This is a genomic window from Stutzerimonas sp. (assembly GCF_982611455.1).
The window spans coordinates 1-19,694 of the sequence record NZ_CEXBBO010000009.1 but is presented as its reverse complement, the minus strand read 5'-3'; the positions used below and the strand labels follow the sequence as shown (position 1 = coordinate 19,694).

The following is a 19,694-nucleotide window of genomic DNA, read 5'->3' as shown; positions in this document are numbered from 1 at the left end:
CCACGATGTGGTTCAGGCTTCTTTCTTGGCGCGTGGTGCGCGCGTCTTTTTCACACCTTCCGGAGTGCCCTCGGCGGCGTCGGTCCCGGCCGCGGGCTTAGGACGCGCAGTGCCTTTAGCTGCGGGGGCGGCCTTGGCGGGTTTGACGTCCTTGGGTTCTTTGGCGTCTTTCGCCGGTTTGGCTGCCTTGGCAGGTTTGGCCGCAGGTGTCGCATCAGTCGGTTTGGTCGCGGGTTTGCGGGCGCGGCTCGCGGGCTTGGTGGTCGACGCGCCGTTCTCTGCCTCGACAAGTTTGCGTGCCATTTCCCAGTGGCGTTCGTCCTGGCCCTCAGGGCGGCCCTCCGATACCCAGATGTCGTACGCGAATTCGCGGATGCGCTGCTCGTCTTTATTCATCGTTCTGATTCTCCTGTTGAACTGATTGAAACCTGTAAAAGTGCCAAGGGCAGATGTTGCAAAATTTCTGTCGCACTCAGACCCGCTTGTTTGGGTGTGACTGTCATTCCGTCAAAAAGTCGCTCCAGCGCATGACCGCTCAGCGCATCGGGCATTTGCACCCGTGTGTCACCCCAGCGCTCCGCCGGAACGTGCGGTGTCTGGCTGTCGCCGAGTAGGCCGCTGGCAAGCCGCGCGGCGATGACGATCAGCCAGGTTCCGTCCAGTTCGCGCGCGAAGGCGATCAATTGATCGGCGTGCTCACCTTCGACTTTCAAAGGCAGATAGCGTCCTTCGGTGAACAGGCGCGGTTGTGCACGGCGCAACCTCAACGTACGTGCGATCAGCCATTGCTTGATGCGACCGTCCTGCCAGCTCGATAGCAGCTCGGCCGGTTGCCCCTGCAAATTGAAGGTGGCGCGACGCCGATCGAAATCCACCGGACGGCGGTTGTCCGGATCGACCAAGCTGAAGTCCCAGTAATCGGTACCCTGATACAGATCCGGCACGCCGGGCGTCGTCATCCGCAGCAGCGCTTGGGTCAGGCTGTTCAAGGCCCCGGCCGGCGCTAGCTCGGCTGCAGCCGCGGCGATATCGGTGCGTAGCGTCTTGCACTCGTCGCCAAGCAGTAACGCCCGCAGATACTGCTGGCAGGCGCTTTCGTAATCGCTGTGGGGATCGGTCCAGGTGCTGCGCAGCTTGGCTTCGCGGATGGCCTTTTCCTGCCATTTGATGATCCGCTCGCAGAACGTCGCCATGGCGTCCCGGTCGTCCGCCGCGAGGTCCAGCGGCCAACTGCTGACCAGAATCTGGAACAACAACATTTCATCGCCGGCCGAAGGAGCCGGGCCTTCGGCCAGCTCCTGGCGCTGACCGTACGCGAGCTGCCGCCAATGGCGCACCTTGGCGGCGAACCACTCGGCGCGCTCGCTGATTACCGTCATGCGAGCGCGGGTGTCTTCGCCGCGTTTGTGGTCGTGGGTCGCGGTGGTCAGCAAGTTGCGTGGAAAGTACTCGGCGCGCTCCAGGCATTCGGCATGAAAGGTATCCACTGACGCGCTGAACGTCTGCGGATCGAAGCCGACGTCGTTGCGCGAAAGCAAGGCGCCGGAGCGATAGCAGGCGGTGTCTTCCACGGCCTTGGCCGCGGCGGGCGAGGTGAGTTGCTGAAAGCGCGTGCAGGCATAGCGACGAATTCGCCGTGCCGGTCCTGGCGGCAACGAACGCAGGCTTTCGCCGCCGAGCCAGCGATCGAGCAGATCCAGTAAAGGCCAGTCCGCCTCGCCCAAGGTGGTGCGGGCACCAGCCAAAGCTTGTTGGAAGAACGGCTCGTCGGCTTCGCGGCGCCCGTGCGCGCCAATATAGGTGCGGTACACCGGGAAATGGACGATCAGCTCCAGCAGTGCCCGGCGGATCGCGCCTAGGGTGATGTCGCGCGTCATCACGTCGTAGCGCGCCACCTGTAGCAGCGCTTGGGCAACGGTTTCAAAATCGCCAGCCAATGGCCCGGTCAGGACAAGTTGGCGCGCCTGGCGTACTTCTTCCATGAAATCAGACGGGCGCTCCGCCGTTTCACTCCAGAGCGAGCAGAGCACCGATTTACCGGCGGGATCGTGCTGCAGCAGCGAGACCTGATTCATGAATTCATAGCCGGTGGTGCCGTCTACGCCCCAGTCGTCATGCAAATGCTCGCCACCGGCGAGGATCTTCTCGACATAGATCGGCACATGATCCTGGGCCGCTTCGGCAGGGCGCGCGGCGTTGAGACGATCGACCCGACGTCGCAACTGGCGGCAGTAACCGCGCGGGTTGGCCAGGCCATCGACATGGTCGATTCGTAACCCATCGACCAACCCTTCGCTGATCAGCTCGAAAATCTTCGCGTGGGTTTCCTCGAACACCACTGGCCGTTCAACGCGCAGGCCGCCCAGCTCGTTGATGTCGAAGAAGCGGCGCCAGTTGATATCGTCGCCCGCCGTACGCCAGCTGGCGAGGCGGTAATTCTGTCGTTCGAGCAGAGCGTGCAGGCGTTTGAAGCCTTCCTCGGTGGTCGAGTCGTAGTGCTTGAGCGCGTCTTCGAGGACCTGCCGGGTAGCGTCGTCCTTCAACGCCTCGGCTAGATCCGCTCGTAGCTGGCACGCGGTCTGATAGGCGGCAGGTTCGGTTTTGAGCGCATCGAAGTGCTGCGCCAGTGCCCGCAGCTCAGCATTGTCGGTCAGCCGCAGAATCTCGCCGTAGCTGGGCGGGGTAATCGGGAAGCGGTGTTCGTAATGCTCGGCGTAGAGCGCGCCGTTTTCAATGTCCAGCCGCAGTGGAATCTTGCCCTCCTGCAGCGCCTCGCCGTAATCGCTGCCCAGGAAGGGAACCAGCAGTTGGCCTTCGAGCAGCGGGTCGGGAGAATTCCATTGAATGTCGAAGAACTGCGCGTAGGGGCTGCGGCGGCCCCATTCGAGCACATCCAACCACCAGGGATTACCGGAGCCACCCACCGCCATGTGGTTGGAGACGATATCGAGGATCAGCCCCATGCCCTTGGCGCGCAGTGCATCGACCAGACGGTGCAGGGCGGGCTCGCCGCCCAATTCGGGATTGATGCGCGTTGGGTCGATGACGTCATAACCGTGCATCGAGCCGGGGCGAGCGGTTAGCAGGGGCGAGGCGTAAAGGTGACTGATCCCAAGGTCGGCGAAGTAATCGACCAGCGCGGTGGCGTCGTCGAGGGTGAAATCACGATGGAACTGCAATCGCAGCGTGGCGCTAAGGTCTCTCATCGATGTTCGCTTCCAATGGCCTGCTTGCGGGCGTCGGCGAGAATTTTCAAACGTCGGGCACAGGCAGGGTCGTCAAGCAACGAGGCGCTGTCGCCGGGATAGCGGCGGCGCCAGTTGGGGTGGGTGTCGACGATGCCGGGCATGTTCGGCTGTTCCAGCAGGCACAGCGCATCTTCGACCGGAAACAACACCAGCGGCGCCGGTGTACGCCCGAGGAATGCCGCGCAGGCGTTGGCCAATATTTCGGGATCGGCGAGGTCGCCCTGGACGTCCGGTGCGTATTCGCGCAGCAGGCGAAGCAGGCCCGCTCGCTCGCGTTCGCGCTCTTCCAGCTGCTTGGGGCGCTCATGCTCCTGATGTTGGCCGACGCGGATACGCCAGTCGATGTCGTGGCACTGCCACCAGCCGTGAATGGTCGGCAAGTCATGGGTGGTGGAGGTCGCCAGTGCGCTACGCGGCCACTGCATCGGCGGCTTGAAATTGCCGTGGTTGTCGCGCTCGAAGAACAGCACGCGCATCCCCAACAATCTGCGTGCTGCGAGCTTTTCGCGCAAACCTTCGGGCACGGTGCCCAGGTCTTCACCCAGAATCACCGCGTTGCGCCGCCAGGCTTCCAACGACAACAGCCGCAGCAGGTCATCGAAGGGGTAGTTGAGGTAGGCGCCTTCCGTAGGTCCGGCACCTGCGGGCATCACCCACAGGCGCATCAGCCCCATGACATGGTCGATACGCATGCCGCCGGCGTGAGCGAGGTTGGCCCGCACCATCTCGATAAAGGCGCGGTAGCCGTTGGCTTTGAGTCCCCAGGGCGAAAAGGCGGAAATGCCCCAACTTTGCCCTTGGCGATTGATGATGTCCGGCGGCGCGCCGACGCTCAGCGCTGCCAATACTTCCTCCTGCCGGCTCCAGGCTTGGCTGCCGCCACCGTCGGCACCCACCGCCAGGTCGCTGATCAGGCCGATCTTCATGCCGGCGCTGTGGGCGGCGGTTTGGGCGCGTTCCAGGCCCCGTGCTATCAACCACTGACAAAAGGCGTAGTAGCTAATCTCGTCGACATGCTCCTGGGCAAAGCGCTCGACCGCGGGGCTTTGCGGCGTGCGGTATTCCTCCGGCCAGTCGCGCCAATGTTGCGGGTAGCCTTCGGGGCTGAGCAGGGTGGCGTGTAGCGCCTCGAAGCGGCAATGGTTCTCCAGTGCTTCGCCGCCTGCCTGGCGAAAGCTGTCGAAGTCCGCCTGCTGGGCATTACCGCCCGTGGCGAAGTCGTCATAAAGGGTGCGCAACAGGCATTGGCGGGTTTTGGACACCGCTTCCCAGTCGATCAGTTCCAGCTCTTCGAGGCGCTGCAGCTCTTCAGCCAGGCCACATGTGTCGATGGCGATGCGCAGCGGCGTATCGCCGAGTATTGCCTCCGGTGCGCTATGGAGAATGTTGTAGAACAGCCGACTCGAAGGCGAGTAGGGGCTGTATTGGTTGCTGTTGCCAGTAAACATCGCGTGAACTGGGCTGATGCCCAACGCATCGGCACCGTGCGCAGCGGCGTTGCGCGCCACGGCTTCCAGCGCCAGCGTGTCGCCCAGCCCGCCATCGCCGGGACGACGCAGGCCGTACAGCTGCACGGTAAGCCCCCAGGCGTTGGGCCCGGCCACGTCCTCGACGCTGGGGCAAGCGTGAGGCGCAACTGCGAGGGTAATGTGCTGGCCGGCTATTTCCAGACGGTGATAGCCCGGCACATCGATCACAGCAAGGCGCGCCTGATCATCAAGCGTCCCGTTGAGATGACGACCGTCTTCCAGTGCCAGGCTGTAGCGCGTGGTCGGTTCGAAATATTGACCTAACGCCAAGGCGACGCCCTGGTCGAGCGTCAATAACGGAGGCAGGCTGGACGCGCTGTCGCCAGCTTCGAGCTTCTCCAGGCTGCGTTCGATTTCAGCGTCGCTGTCGGCATTCAGCCCCAGCCCGTTAAGCACTGCGCGCAGGACGTCAGACGTCACCCGCTGGTCGCGGCCGTCGGCATCGACCCAATCGATGGACAAGCCAGCCGCCTGGGCCAGGCGGTTTAGTCGTTCATCGCTCATTCATCTCTCCAGTACGTCGGTCAGGTACATCGTTCAGGTACATCCTGGCGGTGCGCGCCGGCAGCTTGTTCGGGCTCTGTTCAGCGCCGCTTTGGCGGCTGCTATGCAGCAATCGTGCTGCGGCAGAAGCAGGCGTGATGACGACATCGTTGCTACTCAGATTGAGTTCCAGACGCAGCTCGCTGCCGTCGCCCAGCTGCCAACGCGCCAGTGCGACGGCGTCGCCGAGCGCTTCGGCGCCGAGGAAGCGCGAGCCTTCCAACCGCGGCACGACCTCCTCGTGGCGGATCTTCAGCAGTTGGCGGTACAACCCCAGCCATTCGGTGTGCTCGGGCTGATCACGCTTACTGAAGTCAGGCTTCGATGCCTCGAAGGTTGCCACCGCGTTCGGGTCTGGAATGCGTTCGCGGGTGGTTTCGTCAGCGAATTCAGCAAATTCCGCGAATTCGCCGCGACGACCTTCACGCACCGCATCGGCCAGCTCGCCGTGGTGGCTGGTGAAAAACAGAAAAGGCTCGCGCGCACCCCATTCCTCGCCCATGAACAGCAGCGGAATCATCGGCGAGAGCAACAGAACGGTGGTCGCAGCCTTCAAGGCATCGGGATCGGTCAGGCCGACCAGCCGATCACCGAACGCGCGATTGCCGGTTTGGTCATGGTTCTGCAGAAACAGCACGAACGAGGTCGGGGAGAGATGCCCGCTGGGCTCGCCACGCGATTCGCCGCGGCGGTTTTGGTGCCCTTGGTAGATGAAGCCTTCGCCAAGGAAGCGGACCAGCTTGTTGGTCGAGTCCTGATGGTAATCGGCGTAGTAGCCTTGGCTTTCGTCGGTCAGCAACGTATGCAGGACGTTATGTCCGTCGTCGTCCCACTGCGCGGTAAAACCTTGCGTGAGCAGGCTGGAGCGGTTGTCTTCGTTTTCCAGTACCAAGTGCACATGGCGTCCGGGCTCCGCTTCGGCGCGAACGCGTTCGGCCAATTCGGTAAGAAAAGTGCGATCAGGAATGGCGTGGACGGCGTCCATGCGCAGGCCGTCGAAGCGGTATTCCATCAGCCACATCAGCGCGTTATCGATGAAGAAGTCGCGCACCTCCCGGCGGCGGAAGTCGATGGCGTCACCCCACGGCGTCTGCTGATCGTGACGGAAGAAGTGCTTGGCGTAACGGTGCAGGTAATTGCCGTCCGGCCCGAAGTGGTTGTAGACCACATCGATGAAGACCATCAGGCCGAGACCATGCGCGGTGTCGATCAAGTGCTTGAGCTGTTCCGGCGTCCCGTAGGAGGCCTCGGGTGCATAGAGCAGCACGCCGTCATAGCCCCAGTTGCGATCACCGGGAAATTCAGCGAGCGGCATCAGCTCGATGGCGGTAACGCCGAGCTCGGCCAGCGTCTGCAAGCGCTGCTCGATCTGCGCATAACCACCATAAGCGCCAACATGAAGTTCGTAGAGAACGGTTTCGTGCCAGGGCCGGCCCAGCCAGTCGCGGTTGCGCCATTGATAGGCGTCGGGATCGACGACCACGCTGGGGTCATGCACGTCGGCAGACTGCGCACGCGACGCGGGGTCGGGCACTTTTAATTCATCGTCGATGAGAAAGCTGTAACGCGTACCGGCGCTGGCCTGCGCCTCGATGCTGTACCAACCGTCGTCTTCTTCGTGCATGGGCAGCGCCTCGCTGCCGTCTACTACCAGGCTGACGCTTTGCGCGTCGGGCGCCCAGAGCCTGAACCGGGTACGGGAATCATCGAGTAGCACCGGTCCGTGTTGCCCATTGCGGGCAGGCCTGTTTTGCATTGATCGACCTCGTTAGAAAATGGCATGGGCCTCGCGCCGCTCGCCCAGCAACTGCTGGTACAACCGGTCATAGGGTTCGATCGCGTGACGCCAGAAAAATCCGCCGCTCATTGCCCGGCAACGCATCGCATTGAGCAGCTGTGGTTTCTCGTAAATTGCCAGGGCGCGCTCCACCGCGTAGCGGTAGCTATCCAGCGTGGCCTCGTCGAACAGGAAACCGGTGACGCCGTCGTCGATGCTGTCTGCAAGTCCCCCCGTGCGGTGGGCTATCGGCAGCGATGCGAAGCGCTGCGCATACATCTGGCTCAGCCCGCACGGCTCGTAACGCGAAGGCATGAGCAGGAAGTCGCTACCGGCGAAGAGCCGCCGCGCATCGGTCTCGTTGAAGCCGATATGCGCGCCCACCCGGCCGGGGAAGCGTTCGGTGAGCCGACGTACGTCATCTTCGATATGTGCATCGCCGCGACCGAGAATGGCCAGTTGTCCGCCGCGCTGAACGATCGTCTCGGCTACATCGATGGTCAGGTCGATGCCTTTCTGATGCACCAACCGGGACACCACGGCGAACAGTGGGCCGTCGCTGGGTTCGAGGCCGAACAGTTCACGCACGTGGGCGGCATTGGCCCGCTTGCCCGTCCAATCGTGCGGGCCGAACTGGCTGATCAAATGTGAGCAGCTCTGCGGCTCCCAGCTCTCGTCGATGCCGTTCAGAAGCCCGCTGAGCAGACCCTGGCGCGCCTTCATCGCGAGGAAACCTTCCATGCCGCAACCGAACGCCGGGGTCGTGATTTCCTGCGCGTAGGTCGCGCTGACGGTGGTGACGTGGCTGGCATAGGCAATGCCGGCCTTGAGCAGCGACAGCGCGCCGTAAAACTCCATCCGCTCCGGCCCGCAGGCCTCAAGAGGAATGCCCAGCTTGCGGCGCAGGCTCATGTCGATATTGCCCTGGTAAGCCAGGTTATGGATGGTGAAGATGCTCGGCGTATTCAAGCCGCGCCAATGCATGTAGGCCGGCGTCAGCCCGGTCGGCCAGTCATGGGCATGGACCAGATCGGGAGTCCAGCGAATGCAGGCCGTACCAGCGGCAATATCGGCTGCGGCCATGCACAAACGGGCGAAACGTATAGGGTTGTCCGGCCAATCGTGACCCTGTTCATCACCGTAGGGCAGGCCGTCGCGCTCGTAGAGCTCCGGGCAAATCAGCACGTAGATGATCAGGCCGTCAGGCATGTCGAGACGACCGATCCGGCAGGTCGGCAGGTCGCCATGAGACAGGACGCTACCAACGATGCGAATCGGCTCGCCGCACTGCATCACTTGTGCATAGCCTGGAATCAGCACACGCACATCATGCAGATCGCCCAGTGCGCGAGGCAGAGCCGCGGATACATCGGCTAGACCGCCCGTTTTGACCAGATCGGTCAGTTCCGAGGTTACGAATAGGATTTTTTTCTTCTCGTCCTGAGTGCTGCGAAGCTGCAGCACGGGCCGCTCGGCAGGCGGCCCCAGGCGTTCGATGGTGTTCAAGCGGACAGGCCTGGCGTTCACAGCAGCAATACTCATAAGCACTTTCCCCAATGACCGGCGCCTACGCCAAGGCCAGTTACGAGCACGTTTCTTCCACACAGCATCCGTCTGGACGCTGCAAACCATGAGCACGGCAAGACTGAATTCTTGTTCGGAGCCGCTTGTTTCGCGGCATAGAGCTGCTTTGGCCCTACCTTGAAAAAGACATAGCGTCCGTTAATAAGTTCTCACTTTGAACCGAATTCCATGAGCGGGAACTTTGCTGACGGGAGCCGGCTCCGAAAATTGACTTAACCGAGCTGTTGTTAGCCGCCAGTCGGAGCCAAATACCATGCAAGACCTTGCCGAAATCGTGCGATTTCTGAGCGAAAAGCAACTGAAGTTGACCACTGCTGAATCCTGCACCTGTGGCCTGATGGCTTCGCTGTTGGGCGACATCCCAGGGTGCGGCCAGGTGCTTGACAGCGGGTTCGTCGTGTATTCGCCCAAAGCCAAAAATCGTTTGCTCCACGTCAACTTCGAAACCATTGAGACCTTCGGCCTGACCAGCGAGGAAGTCGCCACCGCGATGGCGATCGGTGCGCTGAATGCCAGCGTCGCCGATATCGCCATTGCCAACACCGGGGTCGCCGACGACAGCGAGGAAGAAGCTGGCGGAACTCAGTGCTACGCCTTTGCGCTAATGCAAGGCGAGCGCCAGGTGAGCATCAGCGAAACGGTGCAGTTCGAAGGGGACCGCGTGGAAATTCGCAAACAGGCGGCGCGCTACGGACTAGAGCAGCTGCCGGAAAAATACGAACAGTTGCGGCGCAAAATGGCCGAACACGACTGAACAAGTGCAAATCAACGATGCGCACCGAAAGGCAGCAGTCCAGCGCGTGGTGCGCTTTGTTGAAGCCTGATGCCACATCGATTGCCGTTACACAGGCGGCTGCCGCTCTGGCTCGACATGTTCTGGCACCGAACGATCGATGTTCGGCTTCTGCCCGACGCTCAAGTCCGCACGCAACTGCGGCAGACATTGCGGGTATTGCCGCTGGATGAAGCCGATGAGGCTCTCACGCAGGTGGCAGCGCAGATCCCAGTTGCGTGAAGAATCCGGCGAGCTGACCAGCACGCGGAGCTGTATCGACTTTTCGCTGGTATCGGTCACCTGCAGCACGATGACACGTCCATCCCAAAGCTCCGGCAGTTCTTGGCAGAGCCTGCGCAGTTCTTCGCGCAGCGGCTCCAGAGGCAACGAATAATCGACCCAGAAAAATACCGAGCCGATGATGCTGGAGTTACGCCGCGTCCAGTTCTGAAAAGGCTTCTCGATGAAGTACTGCAACGGCACCACGAGCCGGCGATCATCCCAGATCCGCACGATGACATAGGTGCCGGTGATTTCCTCGATGCGTCCCCATTCGTTCTCGACGATCACCACGTCGTCCAGCCGGATCGGTTGGGTGATCGCGATCTGGATTCCGGCGATCAGGTTGGCGAGCACCGGCCGCGCGGCGAAACCGACAGCCAGCCCCGCGAGACCGGCGGAGGCGAGCAGGCTGGCGCCGAACTGGCGTGCTGCCGGGAACGTCATCAATATCCCGGCCGCACCGATCAACAGAATGAAGAAGCTCAGCGTACGCAGCAGCACTCGCGATTGCGTCTGGATCTGCCTGGCGCGCAGGTTATCGATGACGTCGACCGGGTTCTTTAACCGCACCGCTTGCTCAACGCCGCGCATCAGACGCAGAGCCAGCCAGGTGAAGCAGGCGATGATCAGCAACGTGGTGACGCGTCGCGCGATACCTATCAACGCGAGCTCGTCACTGGCGGTGGAAAGCACAGTCTGTAAACCGAGCAGCGGCAGCAAGACACGGATGGGCTTTTCAAGCTGTTCGGATACGGCCTTGGTAAACAGAAAGCTTCGCGCCAATCGCAGCATTACAGCTGTCAGCACACGGCTGAATACGCTCAGCAAGACCACGACGAAAGCTGCCGCCAACAGCGTACGCAGTGCCGGCTCGGTTATGTAGTTCTCCCATTGCAGGAAAAAGTTGAGGATTTCGATAAGCCAGCTCCGCTCCGAGGGTTGCTTCAGTGACTTGCAGCGTCTGTGCAAAGTTCAGGGTAGGCGTGCAGCCAGTCGGATGGGCGGAACTCCCGGCCATGGCTCCTCTCACATCAATAAGGGGGCGAGAAAGTCTCATCGCATCCAACCTACCGGGAGAACCGACATGCAAAGTGCACAGACCGGAAACGACGTCCGCATCGAACGTTTGATCGAATGGCTGCGCGATGCTCACGCCATGGAAGCGCAGGCCGAGTCCATGCTCAGCAAGCAGGCCAGCCGCATCGAGCATTATCCCGAGTTGAAGGCGCGCATCGAACAGCACATCACCGAAACCCAGAACCAGGCCAAGCTGGTCGAAAGCTGCTTGCAGCGCTACGACAAGTCTTACTCAGGCTTCAAGGATCTGGGCGGAAAGATGATGGCGATGGGGCAGGCCATGGGCGGCATGATGGTCAGCGATGAGATCGTCAAAGGCGCCCAAATGGGTTACGTCTTCGAGAATCTGGAAATCGCCTCCTACGAGATCCTGATTGCGGCTGCACAAGCGGTTGGCGACACTCAAACCCAGGAAATTTGTACGCGCATCCTGGCTGAAGAAGTCGCCATGGCCGACTGGATGCGCAGCCACCTCGCCGAACTGACCCAGGCGTACCTGACCCGAGAGCAAGCGCCGAACACCGAGGCCAAGCGCTGATGGTGAGTTGCATCGAAATGTACGGCTAGCCCTCGGCAGCCTTGGCGGGATCCCCAGCGGTCATCATGCCGCTGCGGGTTGCGTAGAGTTCGTAACGCAATTCCTGAGCGAGTCGCACGAGGTTGGCGGCATCGCGGCACTGTTCGTCGGTGATGCCAAAAACAGTCAGTTCTTCACCGTCGTGATGTTCTTCATAAAGCCGCACGGTGACGCGGCTGTCTTCTTGGGCACGACAGTCACAATGGAATGGATGGAGGTAGTTGCGAAGGATGTTCTCTATCGTCAACAAAGGTAGACGCGAAGCCATGATCATTCCTCCTATCGTGTGTTCAGATTCAGCGAGATCTCTCGCGCCCAAATACCGCAGCTTTGCATTCGCGGCACCTTTCAACGCTAGCAGGACCTGCTCAGTTGTAAATACCGTTTTGCCACCGCTCGGCAGAAGAAGCGCTCGCGACCGAAACGTCGCCGTTACGCTTCACGAGGCAGTTTCGGCGAGCAAGCGTGGCAGCTGTATTCAACTTTGACGGGCCCGGCCGTGAGTCCATCCGGCGGTTGAATAGGCATAGAGGAAACCACCATGAAATCGATAATGACGTTGGTGTTCGCAAGCCTTGTGGCTACCGCCGCGTTCGCTCAATGGCCTGCCGGCACACCCGAAGAGGAGCGGGGCGCCCGACCTAGCCCGATGGGCAATCCGACGCCGCAGGAAACCCTGGATACCCATAAGGACAGCCAGGGCCGCACGGTTACAGAGGACGGGGACCCGGTGGCCACCCCGCCGGAAACCGAGGGCGAATCGGATCCTGACGTGCAGGACCCTTCGGTGAACCCGGGTCGCCATTCCGGCCACGGCGGCCCGACTGATCCGGCATCCGATCCGGGCACGTTGGAATAAGAACTCGACCGCGTAATTACGGAACCGTGCCATGGCCCTTGACGAATACAACCGAAAGCGCGATTTCGCCGCGACGCCCGAGCCGGGCGGTCAGCCGCAGACGAGCCGCAAGCGAGCCAAGAGCAGCGCGTTGCAATACTGCATCCAGAAGCACGATGCGACGCGGCTGCACTACGATTTTCGGCTGGAACTCGACGGTACGCTGAAGAGCTGGGCTGTTCCGAAAGGACCATCACTGGACCCGAAGTCCCGTCGTCTAGCGGTACATGTCGAGGATCACCCGCTGGAATACGCCACGTTCGAGGGCAGCATCCCGGCCGGTCACTATGGCGCTGGCGATGTGATCGTCTGGGATCGTGGCGTGTGGATTCCTCAAGGTGATCCGCAGGAGGGTTATCGCAAGGGCAAGCTCAAATTTACGCTCGAAGGCGAAAAACTCAGCGGCACCTGGAATCTGGTGCGCACGCGGATGGACGGCGGCAAAGAACAGTGGTTTCTGATCAAGTCGAACGACGAAGCGGCAAGGCCCGAGCAGGAATACGACATCGTCGAGGCGCTGCCAGACAGCGTACTCAGCGATCGCACATTGATTCCGCGCAAACGCGGCAAGGCGAAAATCGAAGTCGCCGCCAAGCCGGTCAAGACGCCTGTCAAAAAGCAGAGCCGCAAGCAGGAGCCGCGGGCGACGTTATCGGGAGCCAAACCCGCGCCGTTGCCCGACAGCATCAAACCGCAGCTGGCCACCTTGGTCGAATCGGTGCCCGACGGCGATTGGTACTACGAGGTCAAATTCGACGGTTACCGGATCATGGCGCGCATCGAGTCCGGCAAGGTGCAGCTTTTTACCCGCAACGGCCACGACTGGACGGCCAAGATGCCGCAGCAAGCCGAAGCGCTCGCGGCGCTTGGGTTGGAATCGGCTTGGCTCGACGGTGAAGTAGTCGTGCCAAACGAGGAGGGCACGCCAGACTTCCAAGCGTTGCAAAACGCCTTTGAAATCGGGCGCAGTGGCAGCATCGTCTACTATCTGTTCGACATGCTTTATCTGAACGGCATGGACCTGCGCGAGGTCCCGCTGGAAGAACGCCGCGCGGCTTTAAGCCAGACACTGGAAACCAACGATAGCGAGCTGTTGCGGTTTTCCGCCGACTTCACCGAGCAACCGGAAAGCGTCCTGGAAAGCGCCTGCCAGATGAAACTGGAAGGGCTTATCGGTAAGCGAGCTGGCAGTACTTACGTCTCCAAACGCAGCAGTAGCTGGGTAAAGATCAAGTGCAAGAACCGGCAGGAATTCATCATTGTTGGCTTCACCGATCCCAAGGGCGCGCGAAGTGGTTTCGGTGCGTTGCTGTTGGGGCTGCATAACGACAAGGGCGAACTGCATTACGCCGGCAAGGTTGGCACCGGCTTCAATCAGGTCACCTTAAAGAGCCTGCATGCCAAGCTGAAAAAGCTGGAAGCCGACAAGAGCCCGCTGGCCAAGGCGCCGCCGGCTGCGGATGTTAGAGGCGCACACTGGCTCAAGCCGGAACTGATGTGTGAAGTCGCCTATGCCGAGATGACCCGGCAGGGCGTGATCCGCCATTCGGTGTTTCACGGCCTGCGTTCGGACAAGCCCGCACAGGCGATCACCCACGAGCGGCCGGTAAAAGCCGCAAAGGCTTCGCGCGCATCTGCAAGCAGTGCAGCGAACAGCGCTGGCAAGATCAAGATCTCCAACCCCGAGCGCATCATCGATAAATCTATCGGTGCCACCAAGATGGAGCTGGCCCGTTTTTACGCCGAAGTGGCGCCCTGGGCACTGCCGCAACTGCGCCAGCGACCGCTGGCGTTGGTACGTGCACCGGAGGGCATCGATGGGGAGCTGTTCTTCCAGAAGCACACCGAGAAACTGAGCATTCCGCATATCACCCAGTTGGACATCGCGCTGTTTCCGAAACACGCGGCGCTGATGACCATCGACAGCGTGGAGGCGCTGGTCAGCGCGGCGCAGATGGGCACCATTGAGCTGCACACCTGGAATGCCGTGGCGCCCGTGCTCGATCATCCCGATCGATTCGTGCTGGATCTTGACCCGGACCCGGCGCTGCCGTGGAAGCGCATGGTCGAAGCGACTCAACTGACCCAGACGTTGCTCGATGAGATCGGCCTGCAGTCATACCTCAAGACCAGTGGCGGCAAGGGTCTGCACATTCTTGTGCCGGTCGAGCCGGTCCATAGCTGGGCCGAGGTCAAAGCGTTCAGCCAGGCCATTGCACAACATATGGCGAAGCTACTGCCCAAACACTTCTCGGCGGTGAGCGGACCGAAGAATCGCGTCGGACGGATCTTTATCGACTACCTGCGTAACAGCCAGGGCGCCAGTACCGTCGCCGCCTACTCGGTGCGAGCCCGAGAAGGGCTTTCCGTGTCGGTACCGATCCATCGCGATGAGCTCGCCGATCTTAAAGGCGCGAACCTCTGGACCATCCGTAACCTAATGACGCGCTTGGAAGAGCAGGGCGATGACGACCCTTGGGCCGGTATCGACGAGACGGGGCAAACGATCACAGAGGAAATGCGCGAGCGACTCGGAATGAAATGAACTGATCGAGTAGCGGATCGATGATCAGTAGTCGCTGCAATCCGCGCCTTGACGCAGGTAGCTCATGACATGAGTTTCGCCTTTGGAATCCAGATAGGTCATCTTGGCTTCGACCACGGCACAACCACCATTCGGTACTTCCATCGAGATGACTTTGGCAATGTCCAGATCATCGCCGTATTGGTAGGGCGCCGCCTGAGGCGCGGCATTGGCCAATTGTGCGAACAGAGACAAACCGGCAATCCAGAACAGATTTTTCATAGTGACCTCTTCGTGAGTTGAGGCACGCCAGAGACATCGGGCGTGCACTCGGAATAAAACGGGCTGCCAACGAGGAAGACAGCCGAAAGGGACGTGTCGAACGACCTGAAGGAGCAACCGATCGAACGACAGGCAGCGGGATGGAGATCAACCGCCGTCATGTCTCTGAAACAAATAGTAAAGTTTGACGAAGGGCGGAAAAATAGCGACTGGAGAGAGGAACTGTTACCGAATCGGTAACAATGTTCAGGCCCAGTATTCGGGGTTCTGCAGCACTTGGTGATAGCCGAAAAAGGCTTGCGGCAGCTCCTGCTTGAGAAACTCCACCCAGGTTTTCACCTTGGCATCGAGAAACCGGCGCGAAGGGTAGAGCGCATAGATGGACTTTTCCTGCAGGCGGAACTGCGGCAGCAGCCGCACCAACGAACCGCGTTGCAGCGCCGGAACGGCCACGTAATCCGGCAACAGGCAGATGCCCATTCCCGCTTCGGCGGCGCTGCTCATGGCTTCGGCGACGTTTACCTTAAAGGTTTCGCCCGGCCGAATCGTCTGTTCGGTGTCCTCGCCAACGAAGGTCCAGCTATCGGTGAACACCGGATCGGCGAGACGTAAGCATCGGTGATGCTCGAGGTCGGCCGGCACCTTCGGCACGCCATGCTGCTTGAGGTAGATCGGTGAAGCGCAGACCACATGGAACACCGTGCCCAGCTGCTGGGCGATCAGCTCGGAATCAGGCAGTTCGCGCGACAAGGTAATGATCACGTCGAGGTTGTCTGCCAGCGGATCGGGCTGCCGCTGGGACAGCAGCAAATCCAGATTCACATCCGGATAGATCTCGTTGTAACGCCCGGCGAGCGTCGCCAATAGCTGAATGCCCAGGCCAATGGTGGAATGCACCCGTAGCTGACCTTTCGGAACAAGATGCGCACCGCCAGCTTCGACCCGAGCCTGTTCGACCTGCTCGAGAATGACCCGACTTTGCTCCAGAAAACGCTCACCCGCTTCAGTCAGCGCCAAGCGCCGCGTCGTGCGGTGTAGAAGACGCGCTTGCAGATGGTTCTCCAACTCCGACACCAGCCGAGAAACCTGAGCGGTCGACGTATCGGACTGCAGCGCCGCCGCAGTGAAGCTGCCGGCATCGGCTACCCGTACAAACACTCGCATTGCGTGGAGCGTGTCCATCGATCGTTACCCTGTGTGCATGTAAGCCTTGCCATGATGCCTGTCTGGCGACGGGGGAAGAGTTTGGAAATCAGTTTGGGCTGGTGGTAGTTCACTGGAAACGGCCCGATCGCTGCCTGTCGCTGGTCGGATGGGCAAAGCTTCCAAGGAATTTCCGCGTCTTCTCCCGCCCGTTAGTTTCTGGATGCCTTCGTTTCCCCGAGAATTCTTCCTGCATCCCTGGCGGGTGGAAGGCCAAATACCCGCGCATAATCTCGGCTGAATTGCGTCGAGCTTTCATATCCCACCTCGAAAGCTGCGGCCGTGACGCTTTTTCCGCTGGCCACCATGAGCATTCGCGCCTGGAGCAATCGCACACGTTTTTGATACTGCAACGGACTTAAGGTTGTCACTGCTTTGAAGTGACGGTGAAAGGCCGAGACGCTCATCGCCGCTTTCTGCGCAAGGCTTTCAACCCTGATGGGCTCCGCAAAATCTCGACGGATCCATTGAATGGCCATGTTCACTCGGGCCATGGCGGTATCCGGTGCTGCGATTTCCCGCAACATCCAGCCGTGGGGACCTTGCAGCACGCGAAACAGAATCTCTCGCTCGTACGCAGGCGCGAGGGCGGCGATGGCGTCCGGGTTACCCATCAATCGCAACATGCGTACCCAGGCATCCATCAGTTCGGGCGTGACGGCGGCAACCGAAAACCCAGGTTCGCCCTCATGGCGATCAGCAGGTTTAGGCAGGTCAGCCAGCAAAGTGGATAACACGCTGGGATCGAGCGTCAGGCTGACGGCCAAGTAGGGTTCGCCTGATGCAGCAGGGTGCACCGTGCCCACCGCGGGCAGCTCGATGGACATGACGAAATAGGTCGCTGGGTCATACCGCAGCGTACTGTCGCCCACGGTCATGGTTTTGCTGCCCTGCAGGATCAGGTTGATCATCGGGTCATAGACCGCCGCCAGCATATGTTCGGGAATTTTGCCCTGGACCATGGCGACGCGAGGAATGCCCGTCTCTGTGCGGCGGTTTTCGGCCTTGGCGGCGAGGATGCGGAGTTCGTTCAGTTGGTCGTTCATGCTGGCCATGCTGAATGGCGGGACAGGAGCAGTGCAAGCAAAAAGCAGAAACAGGCAGGTTTCGAGTAGGAACGGCTGCGCTCGCGATGACGACGCCCCTTAGTGTGGAGGCTCATTCAACCAGTCATGGAGCACGTCATGGGCGTTATCGTCATTACCGGAGGCAGTCGAGGGATTGGTGCCAGCGCAACGGAACACGCCGCCCGGCGCGGCATGGGCGTCATCCTCACCTACAACCACCATCCAGAAGCCGCAGAGGCGGTGGTGCGACGTATCGAACAAGCGGGCGGTAAGGCCGTTGCGCTCAAGCTCGACGTAGCGGATGCCGGAAGCTTCGACGCGTTCCGGGAGGCGGTCCTCGCTGCGCTCCATGAGACGTGGGGTACGTCCACCCTCGCAGGTTTGGTGAATAACGCCGGTTACGGCCTGTTCAACCCGTTGGCGTCGGTCAGCGAGGCGCAATTCGATGGCCTGTTCAATGTTCATCTCAAGGGCCCTTTCTTCCTGACGCAGGCCTTGCTGCCACTTCTGGAAGAAAACGCCAGCATCGTCAACCTGACCAGCGCCACCACCCGCGTGGCCACCGCAGGGGTGGCGCCTTATGCGGCGTTTAAAGGTGGCCTGGAGGTGCTCACACGCTATATGGCCAAGGAGTTCGGCGAGCGGCGTATCCGTGCCAACGCTGTTTCCCCTGGGGCGATTCGAACCGAATTGGGCGGCGGACTTAACGATGAGTTCGAGGCGATGTTGGCGGCGCAAACGGCGCTGGGCAGAGTCGGTGAGCCCGAAGATGTGGCCCGTGTCATCGCCATGTTGCTGTCCGAGGAGGGTGCGTGGATCAATGCCCAGTCCATTGAAGTCGCGGGCGGCTACATCATCTGAACGATCGGGAGACGTTGCCATGCTGGATCATATTTTTCTGTCTGTGAGCGACATCGAGCGCTCTATCCGTTTCTACGAAGCGGCCTTGATGCCGCTCGGTATCACAGCGCGCCTGGACTATGACGGCAAGGACGGCCCGCCTGGGCACCCGGACCTGAAAGGCTTCGGCGCCAATGGCCGCATGTTTTTCTGGCTGCGCCAGGGTGAAGTCGAAGGCCGCGCTGTGCATGTCGGTTTTGTCGCAGACAGCAAAGCTCAAGTTGAGGCTGCCTATGCAGCCGCGTTGGCCCATGGCGCGGTCGATAACGGCGCACCGGGCGCACGTCTGCACTACGACCCGAACTACTACGCCGCTAACGTCCGGGACCCTGACGGCTACAGCCTGGAATTCGTCTACAAGAACTGGCAGCACGTCCAATGAAAAAGTTAATGATCTACGGCGCAACCGGCTACATGGGGCGCATGGCGGCCGAGTATGCCGTAGCGCAGGGACTGGAAATTGTTATTGCCGGGCGTAATCACGACAAACTGCGCGCTCTGGCTGCCCAGCTGGACGTTCCTTATCGCGTATTCACGCCCGATGCCTCGTCAGCAGATTCCCTAGAAGGCGTTGGCGTGCTGGTGAACTTTGCCGGGCCCTTCGCGCAGACAGCCGATGCCTTGATGCGGGCTTGTATCCAGGCTGGAGTCGACTATCTGGATATCACGGCCGAAATTAATGTGTACCGGTTGGCTGAACGGTTGGGCGCAGAAGCGGCCGAGTCCGGCGTCATGCTTTTGCCTGGCGTTGGCTGGGACGTGGTGCCGACAGACTGCCTGGCGGTGCATGTCGCTCGCCGGGTGCAGGATCCGCAGTCACTTAGCATTGCACTTCAGGTCGCGGGATCCATGTCACGTGGATCGGCCACCAGCGTGAGTGAAATCATCGGAGCAGGCCTTCTGGCGCGGATTGACGGGCAGCTCGTGGCAACCCCCGATGCGCAGCCACGCCACTTCGATTTTGGAGACGGGCTGGAACTGTGTGCACCGCTGTCGTTCGGAGACCTGGTTACCGGCTGGCACTCCACCGGCATCCCGAACATTTCCATGTTTGTGCATTTCTCCGGCGATCCCTTCCCTGAAGGAGACCTCTCACAGCTTTCCGAGGGCCCAGATGCGCAACAGCGTGAAGCTCACCGCGCCCGAGCGGTGGCTGAAGTCAGCGGCGCTGACGGCAGTGTTGCACGTTCGGTGATCGAGACCGTTAACGGCTACACCTACACGCCTATCGCTGCCGTGGAGGCTGCACGCCGCGTATTGAGTGGTGAGCGACGGCCGGGTTTCGAGACACCGGCAAAGCTGCTGGGAGTCGGATTCGCCCAGAGCATCGCCGGTACGACCATCACTGATCGCTGAGTTGCCCGGTCGATAGCGGTGTTGCCGCTGACCGAAAACTGACCCAGTAGAGGCTGTTCTGCCGACTGAAAA

General features: G+C 60.8%; 17 protein-coding genes. 7 read left to right on the top strand and 10 right to left on the bottom strand.

The window, feature by feature from the left end:
• Window positions 1-12 precede the first annotated feature (12 nt).
• Genes AC2LD7_RS07665 through glgA form a run of 5 tightly spaced genes read right to left on the bottom strand, consistent with a single transcriptional unit; the run spans window position 13 to window position 8,639 of the window.
• A complete protein-coding gene (locus AC2LD7_RS07665) occupies window positions 13-396 on the bottom strand; it encodes a DUF2934 domain-containing protein (protein WP_484597165.1) in 384 nt (127 codons plus the stop codon).
• Window positions 393-3,206 carry a malto-oligosyltrehalose synthase gene (locus AC2LD7_RS07660; RefSeq protein ID WP_484597164.1) on the bottom strand — a complete coding sequence of 938 codons (2,814 nt, stop codon included), beginning with the start codon at window positions 3,204-3,206 and terminating at the stop codon, window positions 393-395. Before AC2LD7_RS07660 ends, AC2LD7_RS07665 begins: the two co-directional genes overlap by 4 nt.
• On the bottom strand, window positions 3,203-5,281 hold the full coding sequence (malQ, locus tag AC2LD7_RS07655; protein WP_484597163.1) for a 4-alpha-glucanotransferase: 2,079 nt from the start codon (window positions 5,279-5,281) through the stop codon (window positions 3,203-3,205). Before malQ ends, AC2LD7_RS07660 begins: the two co-directional genes overlap by 4 nt.
• Complete coding sequence (gene treZ, locus AC2LD7_RS07650) at window positions 5,271-7,076, bottom strand: malto-oligosyltrehalose trehalohydrolase (protein WP_484597162.1); 1,806 nt, start codon at window positions 7,074-7,076, stop codon at window positions 5,271-5,273. The genes malQ and treZ overlap by 11 nt, the downstream gene beginning before the upstream one ends.
• 12 nt (window positions 7,077-7,088) lie before the next feature.
• The gene (gene glgA / locus AC2LD7_RS07645) at window positions 7,089-8,639 is read right to left on the bottom strand and encodes a glycogen synthase GlgA (protein WP_484597161.1); all 1,551 of its coding nucleotides are present in this window, start codon (window positions 8,637-8,639) and stop codon (window positions 7,089-7,091) included.
• A 295-nt stretch (window positions 8,640-8,934) separates the two neighbouring features.
• Here glgA and AC2LD7_RS07640 point away from each other — a divergent pair, with 295 nt between their 5' ends.
• Window positions 8,935-9,435, top strand: coding sequence for a CinA family protein (locus AC2LD7_RS07640; protein ID WP_484597160.1), 501 nt, complete (start codon window positions 8,935-8,937; stop codon window positions 9,433-9,435).
• A gap of 87 nt (window positions 9,436-9,522) precedes the next feature.
• Here the strand turns inward: AC2LD7_RS07640 and AC2LD7_RS07635 are convergent, their stop codons facing one another.
• On the bottom strand, window positions 9,523-10,635 hold the full coding sequence (locus AC2LD7_RS07635) for a mechanosensitive ion channel family protein (RefSeq protein ID WP_484597263.1): 1,113 nt from the start codon (window positions 10,633-10,635) through the stop codon (window positions 9,523-9,525).
• 187 nt (window positions 10,636-10,822) lie between these two features.
• Between AC2LD7_RS07635 and AC2LD7_RS07630 the strand changes: the two genes are divergently transcribed.
• Complete coding sequence (locus AC2LD7_RS07630; protein WP_484597159.1) at window positions 10,823-11,353, top strand: ferritin-like domain-containing protein; 531 nt, start codon at window positions 10,823-10,825, stop codon at window positions 11,351-11,353.
• A 25-nt stretch (window positions 11,354-11,378) separates the two neighbouring features.
• Here the strand turns inward: AC2LD7_RS07630 and AC2LD7_RS07625 are convergent, their stop codons facing one another.
• On the bottom strand, window positions 11,379-11,660 hold the full coding sequence (locus tag AC2LD7_RS07625) for a DUF1652 domain-containing protein (RefSeq protein WP_484597158.1): 282 nt from the start codon (window positions 11,658-11,660) through the stop codon (window positions 11,379-11,381).
• 273 nt (window positions 11,661-11,933) lie between these two features.
• On the opposite strand from AC2LD7_RS07625, the gene AC2LD7_RS07620 reads away from it, so the two are divergent.
• Together AC2LD7_RS07620 and ligD are read left to right on the top strand one after the other, a co-directional pair.
• Window positions 11,934-12,251: a hypothetical protein gene (locus AC2LD7_RS07620; protein WP_484597157.1), complete on the top strand. Its 318-nt coding sequence runs from the start codon at window positions 11,934-11,936 to the stop codon at window positions 12,249-12,251.
• 31 nt (window positions 12,252-12,282) lie between these two features.
• Window positions 12,283-14,835 (top strand): DNA ligase D, encoded by a 2,553-nt coding sequence (gene ligD / locus AC2LD7_RS07615; protein ID WP_484597156.1) that lies wholly within the window; start codon window positions 12,283-12,285, stop codon window positions 14,833-14,835.
• 24 nt (window positions 14,836-14,859) lie between these two features.
• On the opposite strand, the gene AC2LD7_RS07610 is transcribed toward ligD, so the two are convergent.
• From AC2LD7_RS07610 to AC2LD7_RS07600, 3 genes are all read right to left on the bottom strand, one after another.
• Window positions 14,860-15,096 (bottom strand): DUF2790 domain-containing protein, encoded by a 237-nt coding sequence (locus AC2LD7_RS07610; RefSeq protein ID WP_484597155.1) that lies wholly within the window; start codon window positions 15,094-15,096, stop codon window positions 14,860-14,862.
• Between the two features lie 246 nt (window positions 15,097-15,342).
• Window positions 15,343-16,278 carry a LysR family transcriptional regulator gene (locus AC2LD7_RS07605; protein WP_484597154.1) on the bottom strand — a complete coding sequence of 312 codons (936 nt, stop codon included), beginning with the start codon at window positions 16,276-16,278 and terminating at the stop codon, window positions 15,343-15,345.
• A gap of 173 nt (window positions 16,279-16,451) precedes the next feature.
• Entirely contained in the window at window positions 16,452-17,345 is an 894-nt protein-coding gene (locus AC2LD7_RS07600) for an AraC family transcriptional regulator (protein ID WP_484597153.1), read from the bottom strand.
• A 138-nt stretch (window positions 17,346-17,483) separates the two neighbouring features.
• Between AC2LD7_RS07600 and AC2LD7_RS07595 the strand changes: the two genes are divergently transcribed.
• Genes AC2LD7_RS07595 through AC2LD7_RS07585 form a run of 3 tightly spaced genes read left to right on the top strand, consistent with a single transcriptional unit; the run spans window position 17,484 to window position 19,622 of the window.
• A complete protein-coding gene (locus AC2LD7_RS07595) occupies window positions 17,484-18,227 on the top strand; it encodes an SDR family NAD(P)-dependent oxidoreductase (protein WP_484597152.1) in 744 nt (247 codons plus the stop codon).
• A 19-nt stretch (window positions 18,228-18,246) separates the two neighbouring features.
• Window positions 18,247-18,648, top strand: a complete 402-nt coding sequence (locus AC2LD7_RS07590; RefSeq protein WP_484597151.1) for a VOC family protein — start codon at window positions 18,247-18,249, stop codon at window positions 18,646-18,648.
• The gene (locus AC2LD7_RS07585; RefSeq protein ID WP_484597150.1) at window positions 18,645-19,622 is read left to right on the top strand and encodes a saccharopine dehydrogenase family protein; all 978 of its coding nucleotides are present in this window, start codon (window positions 18,645-18,647) and stop codon (window positions 19,620-19,622) included. Before AC2LD7_RS07590 ends, AC2LD7_RS07585 begins: the two co-directional genes overlap by 4 nt.
• The last annotated feature ends 72 nt before the right edge of the window (window positions 19,623-19,694 follow it).

Bases quoted from the DNA above. Each gene is read 5' to 3' on its own strand.
- AC2LD7_RS07665 (WP_484597165.1), bottom strand. From the start codon at position 396: ATGAATAAAGACGAGCAGCGCATCCGCGAATTCGCGTACGACATCTGG.
- AC2LD7_RS07660 (WP_484597164.1), bottom strand. From the start codon at position 3,206: ATGAGAGACCTTAGCGCCACGCTGCGATTGCAGTTCCATCGTGATTTC.
- malQ (WP_484597163.1), bottom strand. From the start codon at position 5,281: ATGAGCGATGAACGACTAAACCGCCTGGCCCAGGCGGCTGGCTTGTCC.
- treZ (WP_484597162.1), bottom strand. From the start codon at position 7,076: ATGCAAAACAGGCCTGCCCGCAATGGGCAACACGGACCGGTGCTACTC.
- glgA (WP_484597161.1), bottom strand. From the start codon at position 8,639: ATGAGTATTGCTGCTGTGAACGCCAGGCCTGTCCGCTTGAACACCATC.
- AC2LD7_RS07640 (WP_484597160.1), top strand. From the start codon at position 8,935: ATGCAAGACCTTGCCGAAATCGTGCGATTTCTGAGCGAAAAGCAACTG.
- AC2LD7_RS07630 (WP_484597159.1), top strand. From the start codon at position 10,823: ATGCAAAGTGCACAGACCGGAAACGACGTCCGCATCGAACGTTTGATC.
- AC2LD7_RS07625 (WP_484597158.1), bottom strand. From the start codon at position 11,660: ATGGCTTCGCGTCTACCTTTGTTGACGATAGAGAACATCCTTCGCAAC.
- AC2LD7_RS07620 (WP_484597157.1), top strand. From the start codon at position 11,934: ATGAAATCGATAATGACGTTGGTGTTCGCAAGCCTTGTGGCTACCGCC.
- ligD (WP_484597156.1), top strand. From the start codon at position 12,283: ATGGCCCTTGACGAATACAACCGAAAGCGCGATTTCGCCGCGACGCCC.
- AC2LD7_RS07610 (WP_484597155.1), bottom strand. From the start codon at position 15,096: ATGAAAAATCTGTTCTGGATTGCCGGTTTGTCTCTGTTCGCACAATTG.
- AC2LD7_RS07605 (WP_484597154.1), bottom strand. From the start codon at position 16,278: ATGGACACGCTCCACGCAATGCGAGTGTTTGTACGGGTAGCCGATGCC.
- AC2LD7_RS07600 (WP_484597153.1), bottom strand. From the start codon at position 17,345: ATGAACGACCAACTGAACGAACTCCGCATCCTCGCCGCCAAGGCCGAA.
- AC2LD7_RS07595 (WP_484597152.1), top strand. From the start codon at position 17,484: ATGGGCGTTATCGTCATTACCGGAGGCAGTCGAGGGATTGGTGCCAGC.
- AC2LD7_RS07590 (WP_484597151.1), top strand. From the start codon at position 18,247: ATGCTGGATCATATTTTTCTGTCTGTGAGCGACATCGAGCGCTCTATC.
- AC2LD7_RS07585 (WP_484597150.1), top strand. From the start codon at position 18,645: ATGAAAAAGTTAATGATCTACGGCGCAACCGGCTACATGGGGCGCATG.